Genomic DNA, 18,564 nt, shown 5'->3' on the forward strand with positions numbered 1-18,564 from the left:
TCATTCCGCCGGCGCGCCTCTCACAAAAAATAATAAATTTTCAATATTTAACGGTGACATAGCCATGTCTTTTGGTGGATCCGCTTCGCTTGATCCACTGAGCAGGCCTGGGTTTGTAACCCTGGCTTGAATCTTTCGACCCTATGCCAAACTAAAAATCAAAATGTTCGGGGCGGGTTGAATAACCCGCCCGGCCTAAGATCTTGCCTTTTGGTGAATCCGCTTCGCTTGATCCACGCTACATGAAATGGGTGGGCTTTCTGAGCAGGCCTGGGTTTGTAACCCTGGCTTGAATCTTTCGACCCTATGCCAAACTAAAAACCAAAACGTTCGGGGCGGGTTGAATAACCCGTCCCGCCTAAGATCTTGCCTTTTGGTGGATCCGCTTCGCTTGATCCATGCTACATGAAATGGGTGGGCTTTTTTATTGGTTTTGATAAATAGGCAATGCCGAGATGCGTTCGTCTATTTGCTTCAACATATCCTGATAAGCCTCGCTATAGACCGAGCCATAACGGCTTTGGAATTGCTGATGGGTCATGTTTTCCGGCAAATCGCGAACATCCGGCATGAAGGCGCGGTAATCCTCGATATCGTGCATGGCTTTTTGCAATTTTCTGGCGCTTTGCGGCGATGCGGTGGCGGTTTTGCCGAATTCTAATCCGGCCCTGTCGCCGGCCAGATCGATAAAGCTGAAACCGCTGCCGCTTTGGGCGTCGCTGAGTTCCTTTTCCTGTCCCAGTAAATGCGCCAGATTGGACGCGCCGGTCGCGGCCAGCGCTGCCGAAGCGACAAAATGCTTGGCCATGTCGATGCGTTTATACAAATAGACCGGATAATGTTTGGCCATGGTCAGATTGATCGGCAGATAAGAGCTAAGCTCTTCCTTGTTGACATAACTGCTGATGGCGATTAGCACGGCCCGGTTTTCTGTCACCGCATTGGCCGTTGTCGAGCGCTGATAGGCGGCCAGAAACAACGGCTGCATAATGTCGGCTAGCGATAAACGCCAGGCCGGGTCATGTTTCAAGATGATTTGATTGATTTGTTGCTGATAAAAAATCAGCGACTGATAACTCTTGTTTTCCAGCAACGTGGCATTATTGGCCGCATCTTTGAATGTCGTCAAATAGGTAATGACGAGGTGATCCGGTTGGATCTGTATATTGCTGATGTGTTGCGCGGCCAATATGTAATATTGCTTCAATGGCGTATGTTTGATGATGCTTTCGATCAATTGACCGGCAAATTCATCGGCGATTTCTATGCGTCCGATTTTCAGCGCCTTGATTGCCGGATAACCGTACATCTTGCTTAGATTGAAGGTGATGTTCAGGTAAGGGCCGAATAGGTTGTCAGGCAGCGTCAGCGATAATTTGAAGTGTAACGCGTCCTGTTGCAGAGTAATCTCGGTGGAACTTTCGATCAGATGATTGAGCAGATAATTGCTGGCGATATTCAGATCGGCTTCGTTCAGCTCAATGGTTCTGACTCTTTGGATGTAGTTTGACGAGGTATTTATGATCTGTTTGGCGCGTTGAATATCGCTTTGACTCAGTTTTCGGTGTGTTTTGCTGAGGGGTTCCTGTTCGATCGCAAAAAACACCAGGATCGCCAGCAAGCAAGGCGGAGCCGCCAGATAAAAAAACAGGATGCGTAGCGGCCGCAGCATTTATCTGAATTCCAGCTTGAACTTGGCCGCTTGCAAATACTTGGCTTCAAGCTCCAGATCGGCATGGGTTAGCGGCGCCTGATCCAGCCACTGTTCGGAAAAATGCAGTTGGATGCGTTTTCCGCTGAAGGCGATTTCAAAGTCCGGGCGTACACTGTGACGGTTTCTGTGCAACAACACCGCGAGACGCAGGATGATAGTCAACACGGGCGCGCACTGATCCCAGGGTTCGGGCAGGTTGGTGAAGCGCGACATGGAGAATTTTTTCCGATGAGTGCGCACGATTGTCGCCAACAGGCTTTGATCCTGACGGGAGAAGCCGGCGAAATCGCCGTTCTCGATGATATAAGCGCTATGCTTATGATATTGACTATGGGCGATTCCCTGGCCGATTTCATGCAGTTCCGCCGCCCATTCCAAAAATTGTATGCTGGCCTTGTTGTCGGTCAGGCAAGGATGATCGGACAATTGTTGCAAAATATAATGGATCGTTTGTTTCAGGTTGTCCGCATGTTGCTTGTCAATGCGATAGTGTTCGGCGATGGTCTTAGTGGTTTCGGAGCGGATATCATGGTTATAGATTCTGCCTAACAAATCATGAATCAGACCTTCGCGCAGGGCGCCGTCGGAAACGGTCATTTGTTCGATGCCCAGCGCCCTGAACGTAGCATAGACGATGGCGACCCCGCCGGTGAACACCGGTAAGCGTTCGCTACTGAGTTCGGGCAGTTTCAATTCGTCGATATGCTTGCATTTGCCGATATGGGCGACCAGTTGTTCCAAGCCGTCCCGGGTAATGCCGTTATTGCTCCAGCCGGCCGCCTGAATGACGTTGCTGATCGCTTTTAAACTGCCCGAGGCGCCGATCGCTTCATCCCAGTTGTGGCGGTTGAACTTCTGTTGAAATGGTTCTAGCCGCTGTTCGCCGAGCAGTGTGGCCTTTTTGAAGGCTTTTTTCGATAACACGCCGTCTTTGAAAAACAGGTTGCTGAAGGTCACGCAGCCCATGTGCAGACTTTCCTTGGTATGAGCGATGTCGTTACTGCCGATAATGTATTCGGTGCTGCCGCCGCCAATGTCCATGACAAAGCGATTGTTGGCATGACTGCCCAGGCTGTTGGCGACGCCCTGGTATATAAGGCGGGCTTCCTCGATGCCGGAGATGATGTGGATCGGATGGCCAAGCGCCTTTTCCGCTTTAGCGATGAATTTTCTGGAATTTTTTGCGGTTCTAAGGGTGTTGGTGCCGACGATGCCGACGCTGTGAGGCGGAAAATTACCGATACGTTGGCCGAATCGTTCCAGACAGGCCAGGGCTCTTCGTTGAGTTTTTTCATCGAGATTTTTATGTTCATCCAGGCCGGAAGCCAGGCGCACCATTTCTTTCAGGCGGTCGACGGTTTGTAATTTGCCGTCCTTCAGACTGCAGATGAGCATGTGAAAACTGTTCGAGCCTAGATCGACGGCCGCGACGCTGCTGGGGAGTTTTTGTGGCAAAGTCCTGTCCTGTTTTATCTACGAGGGTTTTAAATTTCTGATAAAATTACAAGGTTTTTATCGCGTGCAATTGCGGGGTAATTTACCAGCAATTCCCAGTTTGAGCATTTTTGCTGTGTTTAGGGCATGGGGTGTGTCTGTCGAGGAGCGCCGTAAACCCACCCCTGGGGGCTTGACGGCAGCATCCTTGCTGCCGACATCCTCGCCAAACACACCCCATGCCCTTTTTGAACGCCAAAGTAGGAATTGCTGGTAATTTACCGCATTTGGACTCATCCGTTAAGTATAACGTACTGTATGAACGCTTTATCTATCAAAAATCTGAAAAAAACCTATAACAACGGCTTTCAAGCCTTGAAAGGCATCGATCTTGATGTCGAGAGAGGGGATTTCTTCGCCTTGTTGGGGCCGAATGGCGCCGGTAAGTCCACCGCGATCGGCATCATCAGTTCGCTGGTGACCAAGAGCAGTGGAACCGTCACGGTGTTTGGCCACGATTTGGAAAAGGAAACGGCTCTAGCGAAAAGCTGCATCGGTTTGGTGCCCCAGGAAATCAATTTCAACCAGTTTGAAACGGTCAGAAACATCGTGCTGAATCAGGCGGGTTATTACGGCATTCCCAGAAAAGAAGCGGTCGCCAGGATGGAAAAATGTCTGAAACAGATGGATTTATGGGGCAAGCGCGATACTGTTTCCAGGCGTCTATCCGGCGGTATGAAGCGACGAGTGATGATCGCCAGGGCCTTGGTGCACGCACCTCGGTTATTGATCCTCGATGAGCCGACCGCCGGCGTCGATATCGAAATTCGCCGCTCGATGTGGGAGATGATGGAGGAAGTTAACAGGCAAGGCACGACCATTATTCTCACCACGCATTATTTGGAAGAGGCGGAAAGCCTGTGTCGACACATCGCGATCATTAATCATGGAGAGATAGTCGAAAAATCGGATATGTTGGGTCTATTGAGCCGGATCAATTTGGATCATTTCGTGTTGAATTTGGCCAAGCCGCTACGACAAGCGCCGCAAATTGACGGTTATCAGATCGAACTGGTCGAGCCTCATGTGTTGAATGTCGCGGTGCCGAAAGAGCAGGGGCTGAACCAGCTGTTTCAAAGACTATCGGAACGGCAAATTGCCGTGCTCAGTTTGAAGAACAAGTCTAACCGACTCGAACAATTGTTTATGGATCTTGTACGATGAATTATTCGATCGCTTTTCGCACTATTCTCGGTAAAGAAATCCGCCGCTTCACTCGTATATGGCCGCAAACGCTATTGCCGCCGGCGATCACCACGGCGCTTTATTTTCTGATTTTCGGCAAATTGATCGGAGACCGCATCGGCACGATCAATGGCGCCAGCTATATGGATTACATCGTGCCGGGGGTGATCTTGATGTCGGTGATCAGTCATTCCTATGCCAATGTCGTGTCATCGTTTTATTCCACCAAATTTCAGCGTCATATCGAGGAATTGCTGGTGGCGCCGGTCCCGAACTGGGTGATTCTGGCCGGCTATGTTGGCGGCGGCATCGCTCGCGGCTTATTGGTCGGTTTCGTCGTCGCGGCTATTTCGACGTTATTCGCCAAAATTTCGGTGCACTACTGGGGCATTGCGATCGCTGTATTTATTTTGACGGCGACCCTGTTTGCCTTGGCCGGTTTCATCAATGCGGTTTTCGCCGACAGTTTTGACGATATTTCCATCATCCCTAATTTTGTGCTGACACCGCTGAGTTATCTAGGGGGCGTTTTTTATTCGGTGAGCATGTTGCCGGATATCTGGCAGACTATCTCGCTGGGCAACCCGATCTTGTATATGATCAATGCGTTTCGTTACGGTTTGCTCGGGGTGAGCGATGTCAATATCGAGGTCGCTTTCGCGATTACCGGCGGCTTTATCGTCTTGCTGACGCTATTCAGCCTGTTCTTATTGCATAAAGGGGTGGGCATCAAGAATTGAGGCGAACAAACTATACTCGCCTCACTTGCATCGTTTAATGCAGGCGTAGGGGGCATTGCCCACCGTTCCATATTAAGGTTGACCCTCGTTCCCACGCTCCTGCGTGGGAATGCATACCGGGCTTAAAGTGGCAAAGTATGGGTTCCCACGGAGGACCGTGGGAACCAGGAAATCGTCGTCCAGTATTCACCCAGCACCTAAATATCCTAGGTTATTGGCTATGATTAATAATCTTCGTTAATTTAGGTGCTGGGTGAACGCGTCCCGAGAAATCAATGACCTACTGCCTAAAACCCGAAAGATACTGAATAGTTAGTGCGGCCCCGATATTAAGGTTCCAGCAGGTCTCTCAAGCCGTGCGGGTTTTTGATCTCGATCAGCTTGTTTTGGACCGTGATTAGCTCATCCTGTTGAAATTTTTTCAATAACCGGCTAACGGTTTCCAAGGCCAGCCCTAAATGATTACCGATTTCCTGGCGGGTCAACGATAATGTGAATGCATAGGAAGAAAAGCCGCGCTTCTTCAGGCGTTCCGATAAGCTGATCAGGAAATAAGCCAGGCGCTCTTCGGCGGGTCTTTTGCTGAGCACCATCTGCGCCTTGTCGATATTGACTTTCTCGCCGGTATGGCGGAATAGTTCCCGGGTCAGGCCGGGGACATTGCGGCATAGCTCGTCCATGTTGGCGGCCGGCAGAATGCAGAAACGGGTGGTTTCCAGGGCGATGGCCGAACATTGATGCAAATCGCTGGAAAAGCCGTCGAAGCCCAATAACTCTCCCGGCAGCAGGATGTTAAGGATATGCTCGTTGCCATGAGGGTCATTGGCGACCAATTTGGCGCTACCGGATTTAATCGCCAAAACCCCTTTAAAGTTATCGCCCTCATGATAAATGAATTCGCCACGCTGCAGTGTTTTTCTCGCCTTGACGACCCGGCTGATATTTTCTATTTCCTGTTGCGACAAACCGCGCGGCAGGCAGATGCTGTCGAGACTGCAATTATTGCAACTGACTTGATTTAGCATAAGCAGACCTTATTCCATTAAAAAATTCGGGTTATTATACCGCTTTTATGTGACCAGGGGGGTAGCTTTCTTCCTTGGCAGTAATTCCCTTATTTGAGCATTTTTGAACGCCAAACCGGTGCGCTTCCTATCGTCAGCACACCCTACTCACATCCGGGTAGTGGGGGAGTTGCGCTTAGCTAGATGCGTATGGCTTACATCCCCCCTGACATCCTCGCCAAACACACCCCAAGTCCTCTTTGTTATCCGAATTGGGAAGCGCTGCTTGGTCAGATCAGGCCGGCAAATGGTTGCACCTTGACTGTTTCACCGATGCCGACCGTGGTTCTGTCGTGTTCTAAAATAATGAAGGCGTTAGCCAGACTCATCGACCTCAACAGGCCGGAGCCTTGTTTGCCGGTCGTTTTAATCGTCCACTGACCGTTGGCCTGTGGTTCAAGTATTCCGCGCACTACCTCGGTGCGACCCGGTTTTTTGCGAATAGTTTCCGTGCTGACCGCGGTTACCGTCGGAGCAATCGGTTTGTCGACGATGCCGAGCATTTTTTCGATAGCCGGCAGCACAAACTGGTAGAAAGTGACCATGACGGCAACCGGATTGCCGGGCAGGCCGAAAAAAACACTGTCATTCAACGTCCCGAACGCCAATGGCCGGCCCGGCTTGAGGGCGATTTTCCAGAAATCGATTTGCCCCGCCTCCTGCAGGGCGGTTTTCGTGAAATCGGCGTCGCCGACTGATACGCCACCGGAGGAGATAATCATGTCGGCGTAACGACTCGCCTCGCTGAATTGACTGAGCAAGGTGTCCGGTTTGTCCGCGAGGATGCCGAGATCGAGGATTTCGATATCTTTCCTGTCCAATGCGGCCTGCAAGCTGTAACGGTTGCTGTCATAGACGCCGCCCTCGGCGCGATGCTCGCCGAGGGCATGCAGTTCATCGCCGGTCGAGGCAATGGCGATGCGCAGCGGGCGCTTGACCTTGATTTCCGCCATGCCTATCGACGCCAGTAAGCCGATATCGGCCGGCGCCAGCAACTTGCCGGCGCTCAGCATGGCTGCGCCTTGGGGAATGTCTTCCCCGGCGCGGCGAATGTTTTGTCCGGCGCGGTGTTCGGAATCGATAAGGATGCCGTTTTGTTCGACGACCACATGTTCTTGCATGATAACGCTGTCGACGCCGGCGGGAATCGGGGCGCCCGTCATGATCCGTATGCATTGGCCTTTGGGCAGGCGCCCGCTAAATGGCTTGCCGGCAAAAGCCTGGCCACCTATCGGCAAGGACTTATGGCCCTGATTTGGAATGTCGCTGCTATTGATCGCGTAGCCGTCGACGGCTGAATTATCATGGCCTGGCACGTTGAACGGCGCATAAATCGTTTCATCGAGGGTGCGGCCGCGGGCATCGGCGATGGCGATTTGTTGAAAACCGTCGACCGGTGACAGCTTGCTTAGAATATTTGCTAACGCCGAATCAACGGCTAGCAGGCCGGATTCGAAGTGGTCGCTGCAACTAGGCTGTTTGGCTGTCGTCATTATCTGATAAAGTGATCTTTGCTGTCGCTGAGGCCCTGATTGTCGGACCAGCTGATCGTTATTTTATCGCCGGGGCGGGCGTTTTTCAGCATGAAGGCGAAATAAGGGTCTTTGGAGATGCTGCCGCCGAGATGACCGTTCAGAACGACCCGGTCGTTTTGTTTAACGGAGATTTCCCGGATGAAGTGGGCCGGAATGAACTGGCCGTTTTTATCCGGGCTGCGACCGTTTTCCATCGGGTGAGCGATCAGGGTTCTGATCTGAGTCTTGTCGCCCAAACGTTTACTGCGAATCTTGATGCTGGACAGTTTAGCCACCGCAGCCTCCTGTCGTGACATTGATCGAACGTCGGGCGCGGTATAGGTGTTTACCGCTTGCCGCTATCACTACCACATCGCAGCTTTCCGCCATTTTGATTCGCGCTTTGACATAGACATCGACGGACGGAGACAGGGTAAATATCGCCGATAATGGCGCCGGATTCTTTTCCACCAACAGATACAGTTTGTCGATGCCGTCCAGTGAGCTGTTAATCGTGATCGGTACCGTGGCCCCGTTCTCGGCCGTCTTAGGGGCTTTGATACTGATTTGGTCGCTATCGACAATTTCTCGGTTCTTGAACAGGCGCCGCAGGATTTGCTCGAAACTGGCGTCGGCAAAATGGTGTTTGCGCCATTGAGCATGGACTCGGTCGGGCGTGATCAGGCCGCTGATGGCAAATACGGTGAAGGCGCTCAACGATGCCGTTTTATGTAAAAATTGTCTACGCGTGTTATCCATATTAATGCGTTGCTAAGTGCCGGACTAAATAAACAAACGCTGGTAAGCGCGCGCCGATTGTTCCGGGTCATGTTCGAACACTCCGCCGATGACGGCGAGCAAGTCGGCGCCGGCCGCCAGCAATTGGGCGCCGTTATCCGGCAAGATCCCGCCGATTGCGACGATCGGTATGTTAATCGACTGTCTGGCCTGTTGCAAAGTGGTGATATGGGCGGGCGAGGCCAGCGGTTTGGAATTGGACGGGAAAAAACGTCCGAAAGCCACATAGTCAACGCCTTGCCCTTGCATATCGATGGCTTTGGCTAAATCATCATAACAGGAGACGCCGATAATCGCCTTTGGCCCCAGGAGCTGGCGGGCGGCCGCGACACTGCCATCATCCCTGCCCAGATGCACGCCATCGGCGCCGATTTTTGCCGCCAGTTCGATATCGTCATTAATGATAAGCGGCGCATGATGGCGATGGCATTCCTGCAGTAATGCCGATGCTAGGGGCTGAGCCTCACGCGTTGTTTTGTCGCGGTACTGAATGACGACGGCGCCGCCTTGCAGCGCCGCGCGAACTTCGGCGATGATGGCGTCGGCGGATTTGGCTTCGGTTTGGGTGATGGCGTATAAGCCTTTGCTTGGAAATTTCATGCCTGATCCTCCACCCAGAACAAGCGATTGGGATTAAACTGGCCGCGTCCCGGTCGATAGGCGGCTTGCAAGGCGTTCCAAGTGTATTCCTGGGCTTCGACGACGGCGGTGAAAGGGTCTAGGCCGTGCGCCAGCAGTGCGGCGATGGCGCTGGCCAGCGTGCAGCCCGAACCATGATAGTTTTCAGGCAGGCGCTGCCAAGTGAATGTTTCCTCCTGCTGACTGGCCATGAACAGGCGGTTATGGACTTGTTCGGAGCGTTCGTCGGCGCCGGTCACTAAAACAAATTCAGCGCCCTGGCTTTGCAGATGGCGTCCGCAAGCCGACAGGTCTTGTTGTTTAGCCAATATGCGGGCTTCGTCGCTGTTCGGCGTCAGCACCGTGCTTAAAGGCAGCAGTAATTCGTTGATGCTGTCGATCAGTTGTTCGGTCGCCAGTTGAGCGCCGCCGCCGGCTGCCAGCACTGGATCGAGAACGACGGGGATATGCTCATGTTCCAGTAGCACAGTCCGAATCGCCGCAACGCTTTCGTGATGGCCCAACAGACCGATTTTAATCGCGGCAATCGGGAAATCGGCGCATAACGTGCGGGCCTGCTCGATGATGTCTTGCGGTTTTTGGGGGATCAGTTTCTTGACATTGCTGCTGTCTTGTTCGGTCAAGGCGGTGATAACACTGCAGGCATGACATTGATGGCTGATCAGGGCTTCGATATCGGCCTGTATGCCGGCACCGCCGCTGGGATCATGGCCGGAAAAGGATAAAACGACCGGACGTCTGTTTTGCATGATGAGTTAAGATGGCTGATGGACAGCTTATTTGAACACTTCGATATTATACGACAGTCTAGCGACAGAGTGGCTATTGACAGCTAGAAGTTAGCAATTCCCGGTTTGAGCGTCTGGGCGGGGTGGGTTATTCAACCCGCCCCGAACGTTTTGGTTTTTAGCTTGGCATAGAATTGAAAGATTCAGGCCGGGGTTTCAAACCCCGGCCTGCTCAGGTGGCTATTGACAGCTAGAAGTTAGCAATTCCCGGTTTGAGCGTCTGGGCGGGGTGGGTTATTCAACCCGCCCCGAACGTTTTGGTTTTTAGCTTGACATAGAATTGAAAGATTCAGGCCGGGGTTTCAAACCCCGGCCTACTCAGGAAGGCCATCAAGCCCATTGTCGGGCTCTGTCGCAAACTCTACGAGAAGGGGATAAATGAAGTTCGCTTAACGGCGGAGCCCCGATCCATCCAAGTAGGATATTCTCGTTGAACCTGTAATGGGGAGTTTCTTTTGCTGAAATTGCTTTAACAAGCGAATAAAGATGGGGTGAAATCTGGAGCGGGAAACGAGATTCGAACTCGCGACCCCAACCTTGGCAAGGTTGTGCTCTACCAACTGAGCTATTCCCGCGTATTTTTCTGCTTAGGCAGATGTCTGTCTGATATGGAGGCTGCGACCGGAATCGAACCGGTGTAGATGGCTTTGCAGGCCACTGCATAACCACTTTGCTACGCAGCCTTGAAAATCAATAAAAAAGCCGCGACATCTTCGCGGCTTTTAAAATCCATTGGAGCGGGAAACGAGATTCGAACTCGCGACCCCAACCTTGGCAAGGTTGTGCTCTACCAACTGAGCTATTCCCGCGTTTCAAGTTATTCGGCTATTATAGCGCCTAAAAATAACCTGTCAACTTTTTTATTGGATATTGATGGCTAAAACCCAACCTTTACGTCCCTGACATTCGCCGTCGGTCATTTCGACCTGAACGAAGGCATCCTTCTTGCCGAAGGCATCCTGGGTTTGCACGACTTTGACCGGCGTGCCGGGGGCAATTTGTTTACAACCGGTGCGATCTTCTTCTTCGGTGTCGTCATAGGCCGCCATCGAGCCGGGAACGGATACCAGGCGAACAGGGGCGGTTGGGAGAGCCGCGTTAGCGCTTTTTAAAACATAATTCTGACCGACAACGATGTTCTTAGCCTGATGGACCGGAAGCTCCTTGTCTGAACCGCCGCTCATTAAAATAATAATAAGGACCAGAACGACGGCGCCAATGCCGCCATAAAATACCTTGGGCTTAGATTCTTTTATTTCCATGATGGAAGCAAGAATGTTATTTAAAGCATTCTTCTCTTCGCCCTTAGCTTCAGTTTTTTGTTCCGCTTCGGTAGGGGTTTCGACATCAGTCTGGTTTTCAGATTCATTAGTGTTTTCGTGTTCACCGTTGCTCATTCTGTAGTTCCTCTAAAAAAGATAAGTATGTAATTATTATTATGCTAGCATTTCTGTAACTAGACAGCGTATTGTAATCGAGAAGTCGGTCGTTGATATATCGTCTTGATGATGCGCCGGCCTTGAGGTCTGTAAAAGCTGCGTTTCCATCCCAGGCGTTATCGCGATAAAAACTAGCATCGTGAATTTCGATACCGCCAGACCTGTATTCACAGTCGAAAAATCAAGGGTCGAATTCTAAAAAGCTTAATAGTGCTGAATAGATACTAAGTCATAAACTTACCATGCTGGCAGAACATTTCAAGTGCTCATTTATCTATCTACTTGTTTAAGCGCTTGGTCAAGACGCAAAACCATGTTTTGAGGCAGTGATGATTCAGATAAAGTCATAGCCTTTTTTCTTTTTATCACTGGCGATGGTTTTTTCGGCCAGACGGCGGCATTCAAATTGCCAATATCCCAAACCTATATTCTTTCGTTCTCTCAAGATGATGGGAAAATTCTCCTGATTCAGGAATATTCTCAGCACATCGCCATCCTTAAACAGAAAAGAATCCATGATGATGAAGCTTTTTTCCTTGTCACCTTCCTTGGTTGCATACAATAAGGCCTTCTGCGGTTCGGCGTCGGCAGGCGCATCGATATTAACATAACTGACTGCGAAAGATTGCGGTGCGATGATATTTAATTCGAAGATCAGCTTATTGTCTTGTTTCGGCAAGGTTATTTTACAAACCACGCCGAGTAAGCGTAAATTGACCGGCGCATCGTTTCTTCGACAACTGACCAGGCTGCCGATGGACAGAATGCCAGGCGTTTCGAATTGGCAGGACAAGGCGCGGTCGGAGCTCGACTGTGTCGCTATTTCCAAATTTTCTTGTTCTTCACCGGCATTCGAATTTTGCAGGCAGTGGGTTGGCTCCAAGCCTATAGCGATAAAACGGTCCAACCTATCATTGAATAATGTGGCGCCCTGTAACGGTTTGCCTTGCCAGCGTTCGAGCAGGTAGTGGAATAATTCGGCGGGCAATTTATCGGCTTTGTGGCGTTGCAGGTCGATCGGACTGTAACGAGGCTCTTTTTCACTGCAGAATTTGTCAGGCTGACCGCATGCTTTGTAAAGCCGGCTCAGGTCTAAATACATCATCGCCGAGTCGGTCGTTTTATGGTCAGTGTAGAAAAACGGCGCGCTGTCTTCGTCCATCAGAATCGCACATTGGATATCCTGCTCGTCAACTTCATGGCTTTCAATGCGCACCAGGCTATTGATTTTTTCAATGAAGTTGTAAATTTGCCGAAATTCCTTCTGCATTAGACCGGAAGGGTCGGCGAGACTGAAAAGCAGGATTTGTTTATAACAATCTTCGGCGGTGCTGGTTTTGCCGAGTGTACAGGCTTCATCAGCTACCTTGGTCGTGTCTTTTTTAACCTTGACGCTCAATCGATAGAGCGAGTGCAAATCAATCCAGATCCAGTCGGGAACCGGGGTGTTCATGATGTAAAAGGTTACGACGATGCTGCTCAAGCCCCTGATGGTCCGTTGAATAGCCAGAGCGGTATTTTTTCCTTGCAGCCAACCGACATCACGGCGAGTTAATTCGCGCACGATCATCCAGTAGGCGATGGTGAACTGTTTTTCCATCGAAATCAGCACGTCCATGATCTTGCGGTCATTTGTGCTCTTGGGAAAGCCGGTTTGAATCAGCCTGGCGCGCAGATAATCCTCGATGTTAAGGAAATTGTGCCTAAGCAGTTCCAATGCATCCAGGCGTTTTTGCGCCGGCATGCTAAGCTCGTTCATTTCGATCAGCAAGTCATGGAATAAACGGGTCGACAGGCCGGGATTGGCCGTGGGCAACTCGGTTATCCATTGCGTCAACGAAGCTTCTGCAAAGGATGATAAAAGGTCCGGATCGTGTTTTTGATTAGGAATGACCAGAAAAAAAGAATTTTTCACAAATTTCCCATGCTTAATAATTCAAGGGTGATTTTCAATGTCGCTGCGCTACGGCCTGGAGAGGAGAAAAAACGACGAGTCTCCTTGGCAAGCGCTGAATGAGTTTTCTATCGCATGCCACCGATTCGGTGGCCGAGTTTCGCCGGACAGCTTTAGTAAAGCACCGAATGAATCGGACCGGGGATGCTCAGCGCTCGACCGAAGAAAATGCGATATTCCTCGGAAGTCTCAATTTAGATGCGATTGTTATCAAGTTGTAACTATTCGGTATCTTTCAGGAACCTACTCCCTCTGATAAAAATACGCTGAATAATTACATCAAGTTTAGCCTAATTGAATAAGTTTAACGTAATAAAATGGCGTTTTCCAAACGCTAACGCCGAGCATCATAGGATACGCAATGATTTTGTCATCAGTCGGAATAAATCGATTTAATCAGGCGTTTGAACCATTTTGGCCTGAAAATGACGATGTACAGGCCGAAGGTGCTGGTCAGCGGAATAGGCCCTACGCCCAGAAATGCGAAAATCAGCAAAACCATGGCGCAGACAAAACGCCATTTTAAACTTTCGTTATTCATCGCTTTGTTGCTTTATTAGGCCGCAATCTATAGAAAGCAGGGATATGTCGTCCTGACCACTGCTGGTTTGGATATGTTCCAGAACGGCTTTTTTGACGTTTTGTATGCGTTGTTTCGGCGGGCTTTTTTGTAGGATGTCGATTAAGCGATGCTCGCCGAAAAATTCGTCGTCGGGGCTGCAGGATTCCGTCAGGCCGTCGGAGTAGGCGACCAGTTCACAGGGTTTAGACCAGGGCAGCAGTCGGGTCACCGAATCGAATTGCTCGGCAGCTAAAATGCCGATGGCCAGGTGTTCGGAACTCAGGGTATGCATGATATTGCCGTCATTATCCAATAGCAGGGCGTCAGGCAGACCGCCATTCCAGTATTCGATCGTTTGATGATTGAAGTCGATGACGAACAGCGCGGTCGCGACAAAATAGCCGGTGGGCAGATCGTTTTTTGCGCTGCGGTTGATTTCCGTGACGATGCTGGCCAGACTATAACCCTTGGCGGACATGGCGTGAAATGTTCTAGCGATGATCAAGGTCGGCAGTGCGGCTGCAAGGCCATGGCCGGTGGCGTCGGCCAGCATCAGATATATTTTGCCGCCTTCCGAGCGGGAGGCGGCGATTAGATCACCGCTGAAATGAGTGCTGGGGCATAACCAGTAACTGAGCCCGGGCCAATTCAAATCCCCCATGTTCAGCATTTTATCGAGCAGTCGTTTCGCCAGTTGTTGTTCTTTCTTCAGCTCCTCGTTGGCCTGGCTTAATGACAACGTGCTTTGTTGATTGTTGACTTGCAAGGCGACAAAGCGTTCCATCGATTGGATTTTGGCATTCAAGATATTGAGGTTAATCGGGCGGGTCATGTAGTCATCGGCGCCGGCTTGCAAACCTTTAATGACATCGTTTTCCTGATTGGAGGCGGATAGGATGATGATGGGCGTCCATTTGCCGGTTTGCGCCTTGCGTATCTGCGCGATGATTTCCAGACTGTCGATCCCCGGTATATTGATGTCGGCCAGGACCAAGTCGGGATATTCGCGCACAAATAAATCCAAAGTTTCGTCACTATTTTTCGCCAACAATAGGCTATGTCCCTGTTCTTGTAGGAAGTGGGTGAGCAGCGATAATGTCTCCGTATTGTCTTCGGTGATGAGGATTTTCAATGCGAAGTGTGTATTTTCGGTCATTCTTGTCCTAGAACAAATTATTTGGCGGTTAGCCCGTAGTAGAGTTCAGTGATTTAGGACTGATGATGGGCTGGGCTGAAGCTGGGCGCGACATCGATTGCGTTGTTTTCGAGGTCAGTCATCAGCTGCAGAAAATATGTCGTCAATGCCTGTTTAGCGTCAGTGTATGGAAGGGGCTATTTAGTCGTCTTCGTTTGAAGATTATCGGTAACTCTTTCCAAGTATATTTTTTTTGAAACGTCTGTCAACAACATCGCTTGACGACGATCGGCTTTACAGAGGGGCATCGCAACCGTGAACTCGCCGCCAGGCAATCCGCCTGGATACACGCAACGTCAATTTGGCCCCCCGGTGCGGGTTGCGGCGGCTTGCTTCGCGAAGCCGCCCTACGCGTTACCCGCAACCATCGGATGGCCTCACCGGGTGGATTTGTCGCCAGACAATCCGCGTTGTTTGTGACAGACGCGGCGATTAGTCTATTTTATGGGATAATTTAGCGGTGTTTTGTTAACAGGCAACTTGAAAATGAAATTTGCAACGATCGAATCCTATGTCGGTAACACGCCCTTAGTGCGTCTACAAAGACTTCCCGGACAAACCAGCAACACCATACTGGTTAAGTTGGAGGGCAATAATCCGGCCGGTTCGGTGAAGGACAGGCCGGCGTTGAGCATGATTCAGCACGCCGAAGCCCGCGGCGACATCAAGCCGGGCGATTGTCTGATAGAGGCGACCAGCGGCAATACCGGCATCGCCCTGGCGATGGCGGCGGCGATCAAGGGTTATAAGATGGTGCTGATCATGCCGGACAACATGAGTGCGGAACGCATCGCCTCGATGAAGGCCTATGGCGCTGAAATCATTCTGACGCCGGCCGCGAAAAGCATGGAGGGTGCGATCGATCTGGCCAGGGAAATGGAGACGGCCGGTAAGGGGCGAATACTCGATCAGTTCGCCAATCCGGATAACCCCAGGGCCCATTATGAAGGCACCGGTCCGGAGATCTGGCGTGATAGCGAGGGAAAAATCACCCACTTCGTCAGCGCGATGGGAACGACCGGCACGATCATGGGGACGTCGCGGTACTTGAAAGAGCAAAATGACGCCATCCAGATCGTCGGTGTGCAGCCTGCCGGGGAGTCCAAGATCCCCGGCATTCGCCGCTGGCCGCAAGAATACTTGCCGAAAATTTATCAGGCCGACCGTGTCGACCGCATTATAGAGGTCGATCAACAGTCCGCCGAAGATACAACCCGTGCGCTGGCCGCCAGAGAAGGCATTTTTGCCGGCGTTTCCTCCGGCGGCGCGGTGTTCGCCGCCTTGGAATTATCCAAGGAAGTGGAGAACGCGGTGATCGTGGTCATTATCTGCGACCGTGGCGATCGATATTTATCCACCGGTGTTTTCCCTAGCTGATTCATGCCTTGAGGTGGTCAGGACTGCCGTGTTGACGCGGCTGTTCAGAGGCTTGCCTCGCTGTTTCATCGCTATGGGTCTGCTTGTTGGTCCGCCCGATGTTTCGGCCTTGGAGTCGGTGGTCTTGAATGTCGGTAATATCAACGCCGATGATTGGGAATTGCGGGATGTCAGTCTACGTCTTGCTGGCATCGAACAAAACAGTCCTCGCTGGGAACTGCAGTCGGCCTCGATGCGCCTACCTCCGCCTTTGGCCGATATTACCGGCTTGCAAATCAGCTGCCGGCAATTCCAGTGGCGGGAGCATTATCTGAGCTGCAGACAAGGGCGAGGCAAGATCGTTTCTGCGCGTTACGCCTCGCCGGTTTTCGATTTTTCAATGGAAGTGCGGGAGCGGCGCGGCGTCATCAATATCGACCATCTGCGTCTGTTCGACGGCAGCGTTGCGTTGCTGGCCGAAGAAAATGACGCTAGCTGGCGAGTCGTGGTCAACGGCAAGGACCTGAGGCTGGCGAGCCTGAAGGCCTTGCTGAAGAGGCCCGAATTACAAAACATCGCCGGCCGAATCGATTTGAATGCCGAACTGAAAGGGCGACGAGACAATCTGCAGCAATGCAACGTCGCCGCACAGGCGAGAAATTTAGCGCTGCAGGCCCTTAACGGCAAGCTCGCCGCCGAGGCGCTGACGCTGGATGTCGAGCTGAACGCGGTGAAAAAGCAGGACGTCTGGCAATGGCGTCAGCAAAACCGACTGAGTAAAGGGGCCTTATATGTCGAGCCGCTGTTTCTGGATATCCAGCCTGACCAGCCGCTTGGTTTGCATGGCAACGGAACGTGGCGTCCTGGCAGCGACATCTTCGATGTGCATTCGGCAACCTTTAACCATCCCGGTGTCGGTATACTGGAGGGGCGCGGCTCGCTAGCTCGGCAGGGCGGCTTTAGCGTCAGGCGAGCCGACATCAGCGGGCGCGTTGCTCGGCTGGATCAGGCTGCGCCGATTTACCTGACGCCTTTTCTGGAGGCGGGTCCACTGGCCGGGCTCGAATTGGCCGGTCAAATGCAGGCCGAGCTGTCGCTCGGTGAAGAAGGGATCAATGCGCTGAAACTGGATTTTAACGACCTGACTGCGATCGATGGGGCGCAGCGATTTCAGCTGAATGGAGCGGCCGGTCAGCTCAATTGGAGACCTTGGCCGCAGCAGGCTGAGCCTTCCTTTGTCGCTTGGCGGCAGTTAAAGCTTAAGGCGATTCCGGTTGGCCCCGGAAGGCTGGATTTCGTCACCCAGGATCGACAGTTTGAATTGAATAAGCAGACCGACGTGTCGTTGTTGGGCGGGACCTTGTCGATCCATCGATTCAGTTATGCCGCCATGGAAAATCAAGACGCCGATGTGCATTTTTCCGGCGCCTTGCAGGGGCTGTCATTGGCGCAGTTGTCCGAGGCGCTGGATTGGACGCCGCTCAGCGGTGAAATCAGCGGTGAAATTCCCTCGGTGACCTATCGCAACAAAACGTTGGCATTGGATGGGGCGCTGACGATGCAGATATTTGATGGGGTCGTGACGATCAAGCAATTGGCTTCTTCGGGCTTATTCACCGATTTCGCCCAGTTTTATGCCGACATCGATGTCGATAATCTGGATTTGAATGCCTTGACCCGCAAATTTCAATTCGGCAACATCGAAGGCCGCTTGTCGGGCTACGCTCATAATATCTATTTGGAAAACTGGCGGCCGATTTCCTTCTACGCTTGGCTGGGAACGCCGGAAGATGACGATTCCAGGCACCGGATCAGTCAGAAGGCGGTGGAAAACATCGCCAGCCTCGGCGGTGGCGGCGCTGCGAACGCGATTTCCAAGGGCTTCATGAGTTTGTTTGATACCTTTGGCTATGACAAACTGGGCTTCGGCTGTTATCTGCATCAAGGGGTCTGTCAGATGATGGGGGTGGAGGCGGCCGACAATGGCTATTATCTAATCAAGGGCGGCGGCCTGCCCAGAATCGACGTTATCGGCTATAATCCGCGTTTGGACTGGAATGTGTTGATGCAACGATTACGCAGGATCACGGCTAGCGACGAAGTGATTGTCGAATAACGGGAG

Annotated in this window: 16 protein-coding genes and 3 tRNA genes; 4 read left to right on the forward strand and 15 right to left on the reverse strand. The window is 51.6% G+C overall.

The window, feature by feature from the left end; genetic code table 11:
• Positions 1-424: 424 nt before the first annotated feature.
• Together Q9L42_RS11545 and ppx are read right to left on the reverse strand one after the other, a co-directional pair.
• On the reverse strand, positions 425-1,672 hold the full coding sequence (locus Q9L42_RS11545) for a hypothetical protein (protein ID WP_305908251.1): 1,248 nt from the start codon (positions 1,670-1,672) through the stop codon (positions 425-427).
• A complete protein-coding gene (gene ppx, locus Q9L42_RS11550) occupies positions 1,673-3,169 on the reverse strand; it encodes an exopolyphosphatase (RefSeq protein WP_349431110.1) in 1,497 nt (498 codons plus the stop codon).
• A gap of 297 nt (positions 3,170-3,466) precedes the next feature.
• Between ppx and Q9L42_RS11555 the strand changes: the two genes are divergently transcribed.
• Positions 3,467-4,372: an ABC transporter ATP-binding protein gene (locus tag Q9L42_RS11555; RefSeq protein WP_305908250.1), complete on the forward strand. Its 906-nt coding sequence runs from the start codon at positions 3,467-3,469 to the stop codon at positions 4,370-4,372.
• Positions 4,369-5,133, forward strand: a complete 765-nt coding sequence (locus Q9L42_RS11560; protein WP_305908249.1) for an ABC transporter permease — start codon at positions 4,369-4,371, stop codon at positions 5,131-5,133. The genes Q9L42_RS11555 and Q9L42_RS11560 overlap by 4 nt, the downstream gene beginning before the upstream one ends.
• Before the next feature lie 329 nt (positions 5,134-5,462).
• Here the strand turns inward: Q9L42_RS11560 and Q9L42_RS11565 are convergent, their stop codons facing one another.
• The 13 genes from Q9L42_RS11565 to Q9L42_RS11625 all read right to left on the reverse strand — a co-directional run bounded on the left by Q9L42_RS11565 (position 5,463) and on the right by Q9L42_RS11625 (position 15,047).
• Positions 5,463-6,158: a helix-turn-helix domain-containing protein gene (locus Q9L42_RS11565; protein WP_305908248.1), complete on the reverse strand. Its 696-nt coding sequence runs from the start codon at positions 6,156-6,158 to the stop codon at positions 5,463-5,465.
• Positions 6,159-6,427: 269 nt separating this feature from the next.
• Positions 6,428-7,690 (reverse strand): molybdopterin molybdotransferase MoeA, encoded by a 1,263-nt coding sequence (gene moeA / locus Q9L42_RS11570; RefSeq protein ID WP_305908247.1) that lies wholly within the window; start codon positions 7,688-7,690, stop codon positions 6,428-6,430.
• On the reverse strand, positions 7,690-8,007 hold the full coding sequence (soxZ, locus tag Q9L42_RS11575) for a thiosulfate oxidation carrier complex protein SoxZ (protein WP_349431111.1): 318 nt from the start codon (positions 8,005-8,007) through the stop codon (positions 7,690-7,692). Before soxZ ends, moeA begins: the two co-directional genes overlap by 1 nt.
• A complete protein-coding gene (gene soxY, locus Q9L42_RS11580) occupies positions 8,000-8,470 on the reverse strand; it encodes a thiosulfate oxidation carrier protein SoxY (RefSeq protein WP_305908246.1) in 471 nt (156 codons plus the stop codon). Before soxY ends, soxZ begins: the two co-directional genes overlap by 8 nt.
• Positions 8,471-8,494: 24 nt before the next feature.
• Positions 8,495-9,109 carry a thiamine phosphate synthase gene (gene thiE / locus Q9L42_RS11585; RefSeq protein WP_305908245.1) on the reverse strand — a complete coding sequence of 205 codons (615 nt, stop codon included), beginning with the start codon at positions 9,107-9,109 and terminating at the stop codon, positions 8,495-8,497.
• Entirely contained in the window at positions 9,106-9,897 is a 792-nt protein-coding gene (gene thiD, locus Q9L42_RS11590; protein WP_305908244.1) for a bifunctional hydroxymethylpyrimidine kinase/phosphomethylpyrimidine kinase, read from the reverse strand. The genes thiE and thiD overlap by 4 nt, the downstream gene beginning before the upstream one ends.
• 538 nt (positions 9,898-10,435) lie before the next feature.
• Positions 10,436-10,511 (reverse strand) — tRNA-Gly (locus tag Q9L42_RS11595).
• Between the two features lie 34 nt (positions 10,512-10,545).
• Positions 10,546-10,619, reverse strand: a tRNA-Cys gene (locus Q9L42_RS11600).
• Positions 10,620-10,669: 50 nt separating this feature from the next.
• Positions 10,670-10,745: transfer RNA gene (locus Q9L42_RS11605), tRNA-Gly, on the reverse strand.
• A 51-nt stretch (positions 10,746-10,796) separates the two neighbouring features.
• Positions 10,797-11,333, reverse strand: a complete 537-nt coding sequence (locus tag Q9L42_RS11610; RefSeq protein WP_305908243.1) for a hypothetical protein — start codon at positions 11,331-11,333, stop codon at positions 10,797-10,799.
• A 376-nt stretch (positions 11,334-11,709) separates the two neighbouring features.
• Complete coding sequence (locus tag Q9L42_RS11615) at positions 11,710-13,290, reverse strand: hypothetical protein (protein WP_349431112.1); 1,581 nt, start codon at positions 13,288-13,290, stop codon at positions 11,710-11,712.
• Between the two features lie 412 nt (positions 13,291-13,702).
• Positions 13,703-13,870 (reverse strand): hypothetical protein, encoded by a 168-nt coding sequence (locus Q9L42_RS11620; RefSeq protein ID WP_305908241.1) that lies wholly within the window; start codon positions 13,868-13,870, stop codon positions 13,703-13,705.
• Entirely contained in the window at positions 13,863-15,047 is a 1,185-nt protein-coding gene (locus Q9L42_RS11625; protein WP_305908240.1) for a PP2C family protein-serine/threonine phosphatase, read from the reverse strand. The genes Q9L42_RS11620 and Q9L42_RS11625 overlap by 8 nt, the downstream gene beginning before the upstream one ends.
• Before the next feature lie 525 nt (positions 15,048-15,572).
• On the opposite strand from Q9L42_RS11625, the gene cysM reads away from it, so the two are divergent.
• Positions 15,573-16,463, forward strand: a complete 891-nt coding sequence (gene cysM / locus Q9L42_RS11630; protein ID WP_432648838.1) for a cysteine synthase CysM — start codon at positions 15,573-15,575, stop codon at positions 16,461-16,463.
• Positions 16,423-18,558 carry a C4-dicarboxylate ABC transporter gene (locus Q9L42_RS11635; RefSeq protein ID WP_305908238.1) on the forward strand — a complete coding sequence of 712 codons (2,136 nt, stop codon included), beginning with the start codon at positions 16,423-16,425 and terminating at the stop codon, positions 18,556-18,558. Before cysM ends, Q9L42_RS11635 begins: the two co-directional genes overlap by 41 nt.
• Positions 18,559-18,564: the final 6 nt, after the last annotated feature.

It is taken from the genome of Methylomarinum sp. Ch1-1 (assembly GCF_030717995.2).
GTDB lineage: Bacteria > Pseudomonadota > Gammaproteobacteria > Methylococcales > Methylomonadaceae > Methylomarinum > Methylomarinum roseum.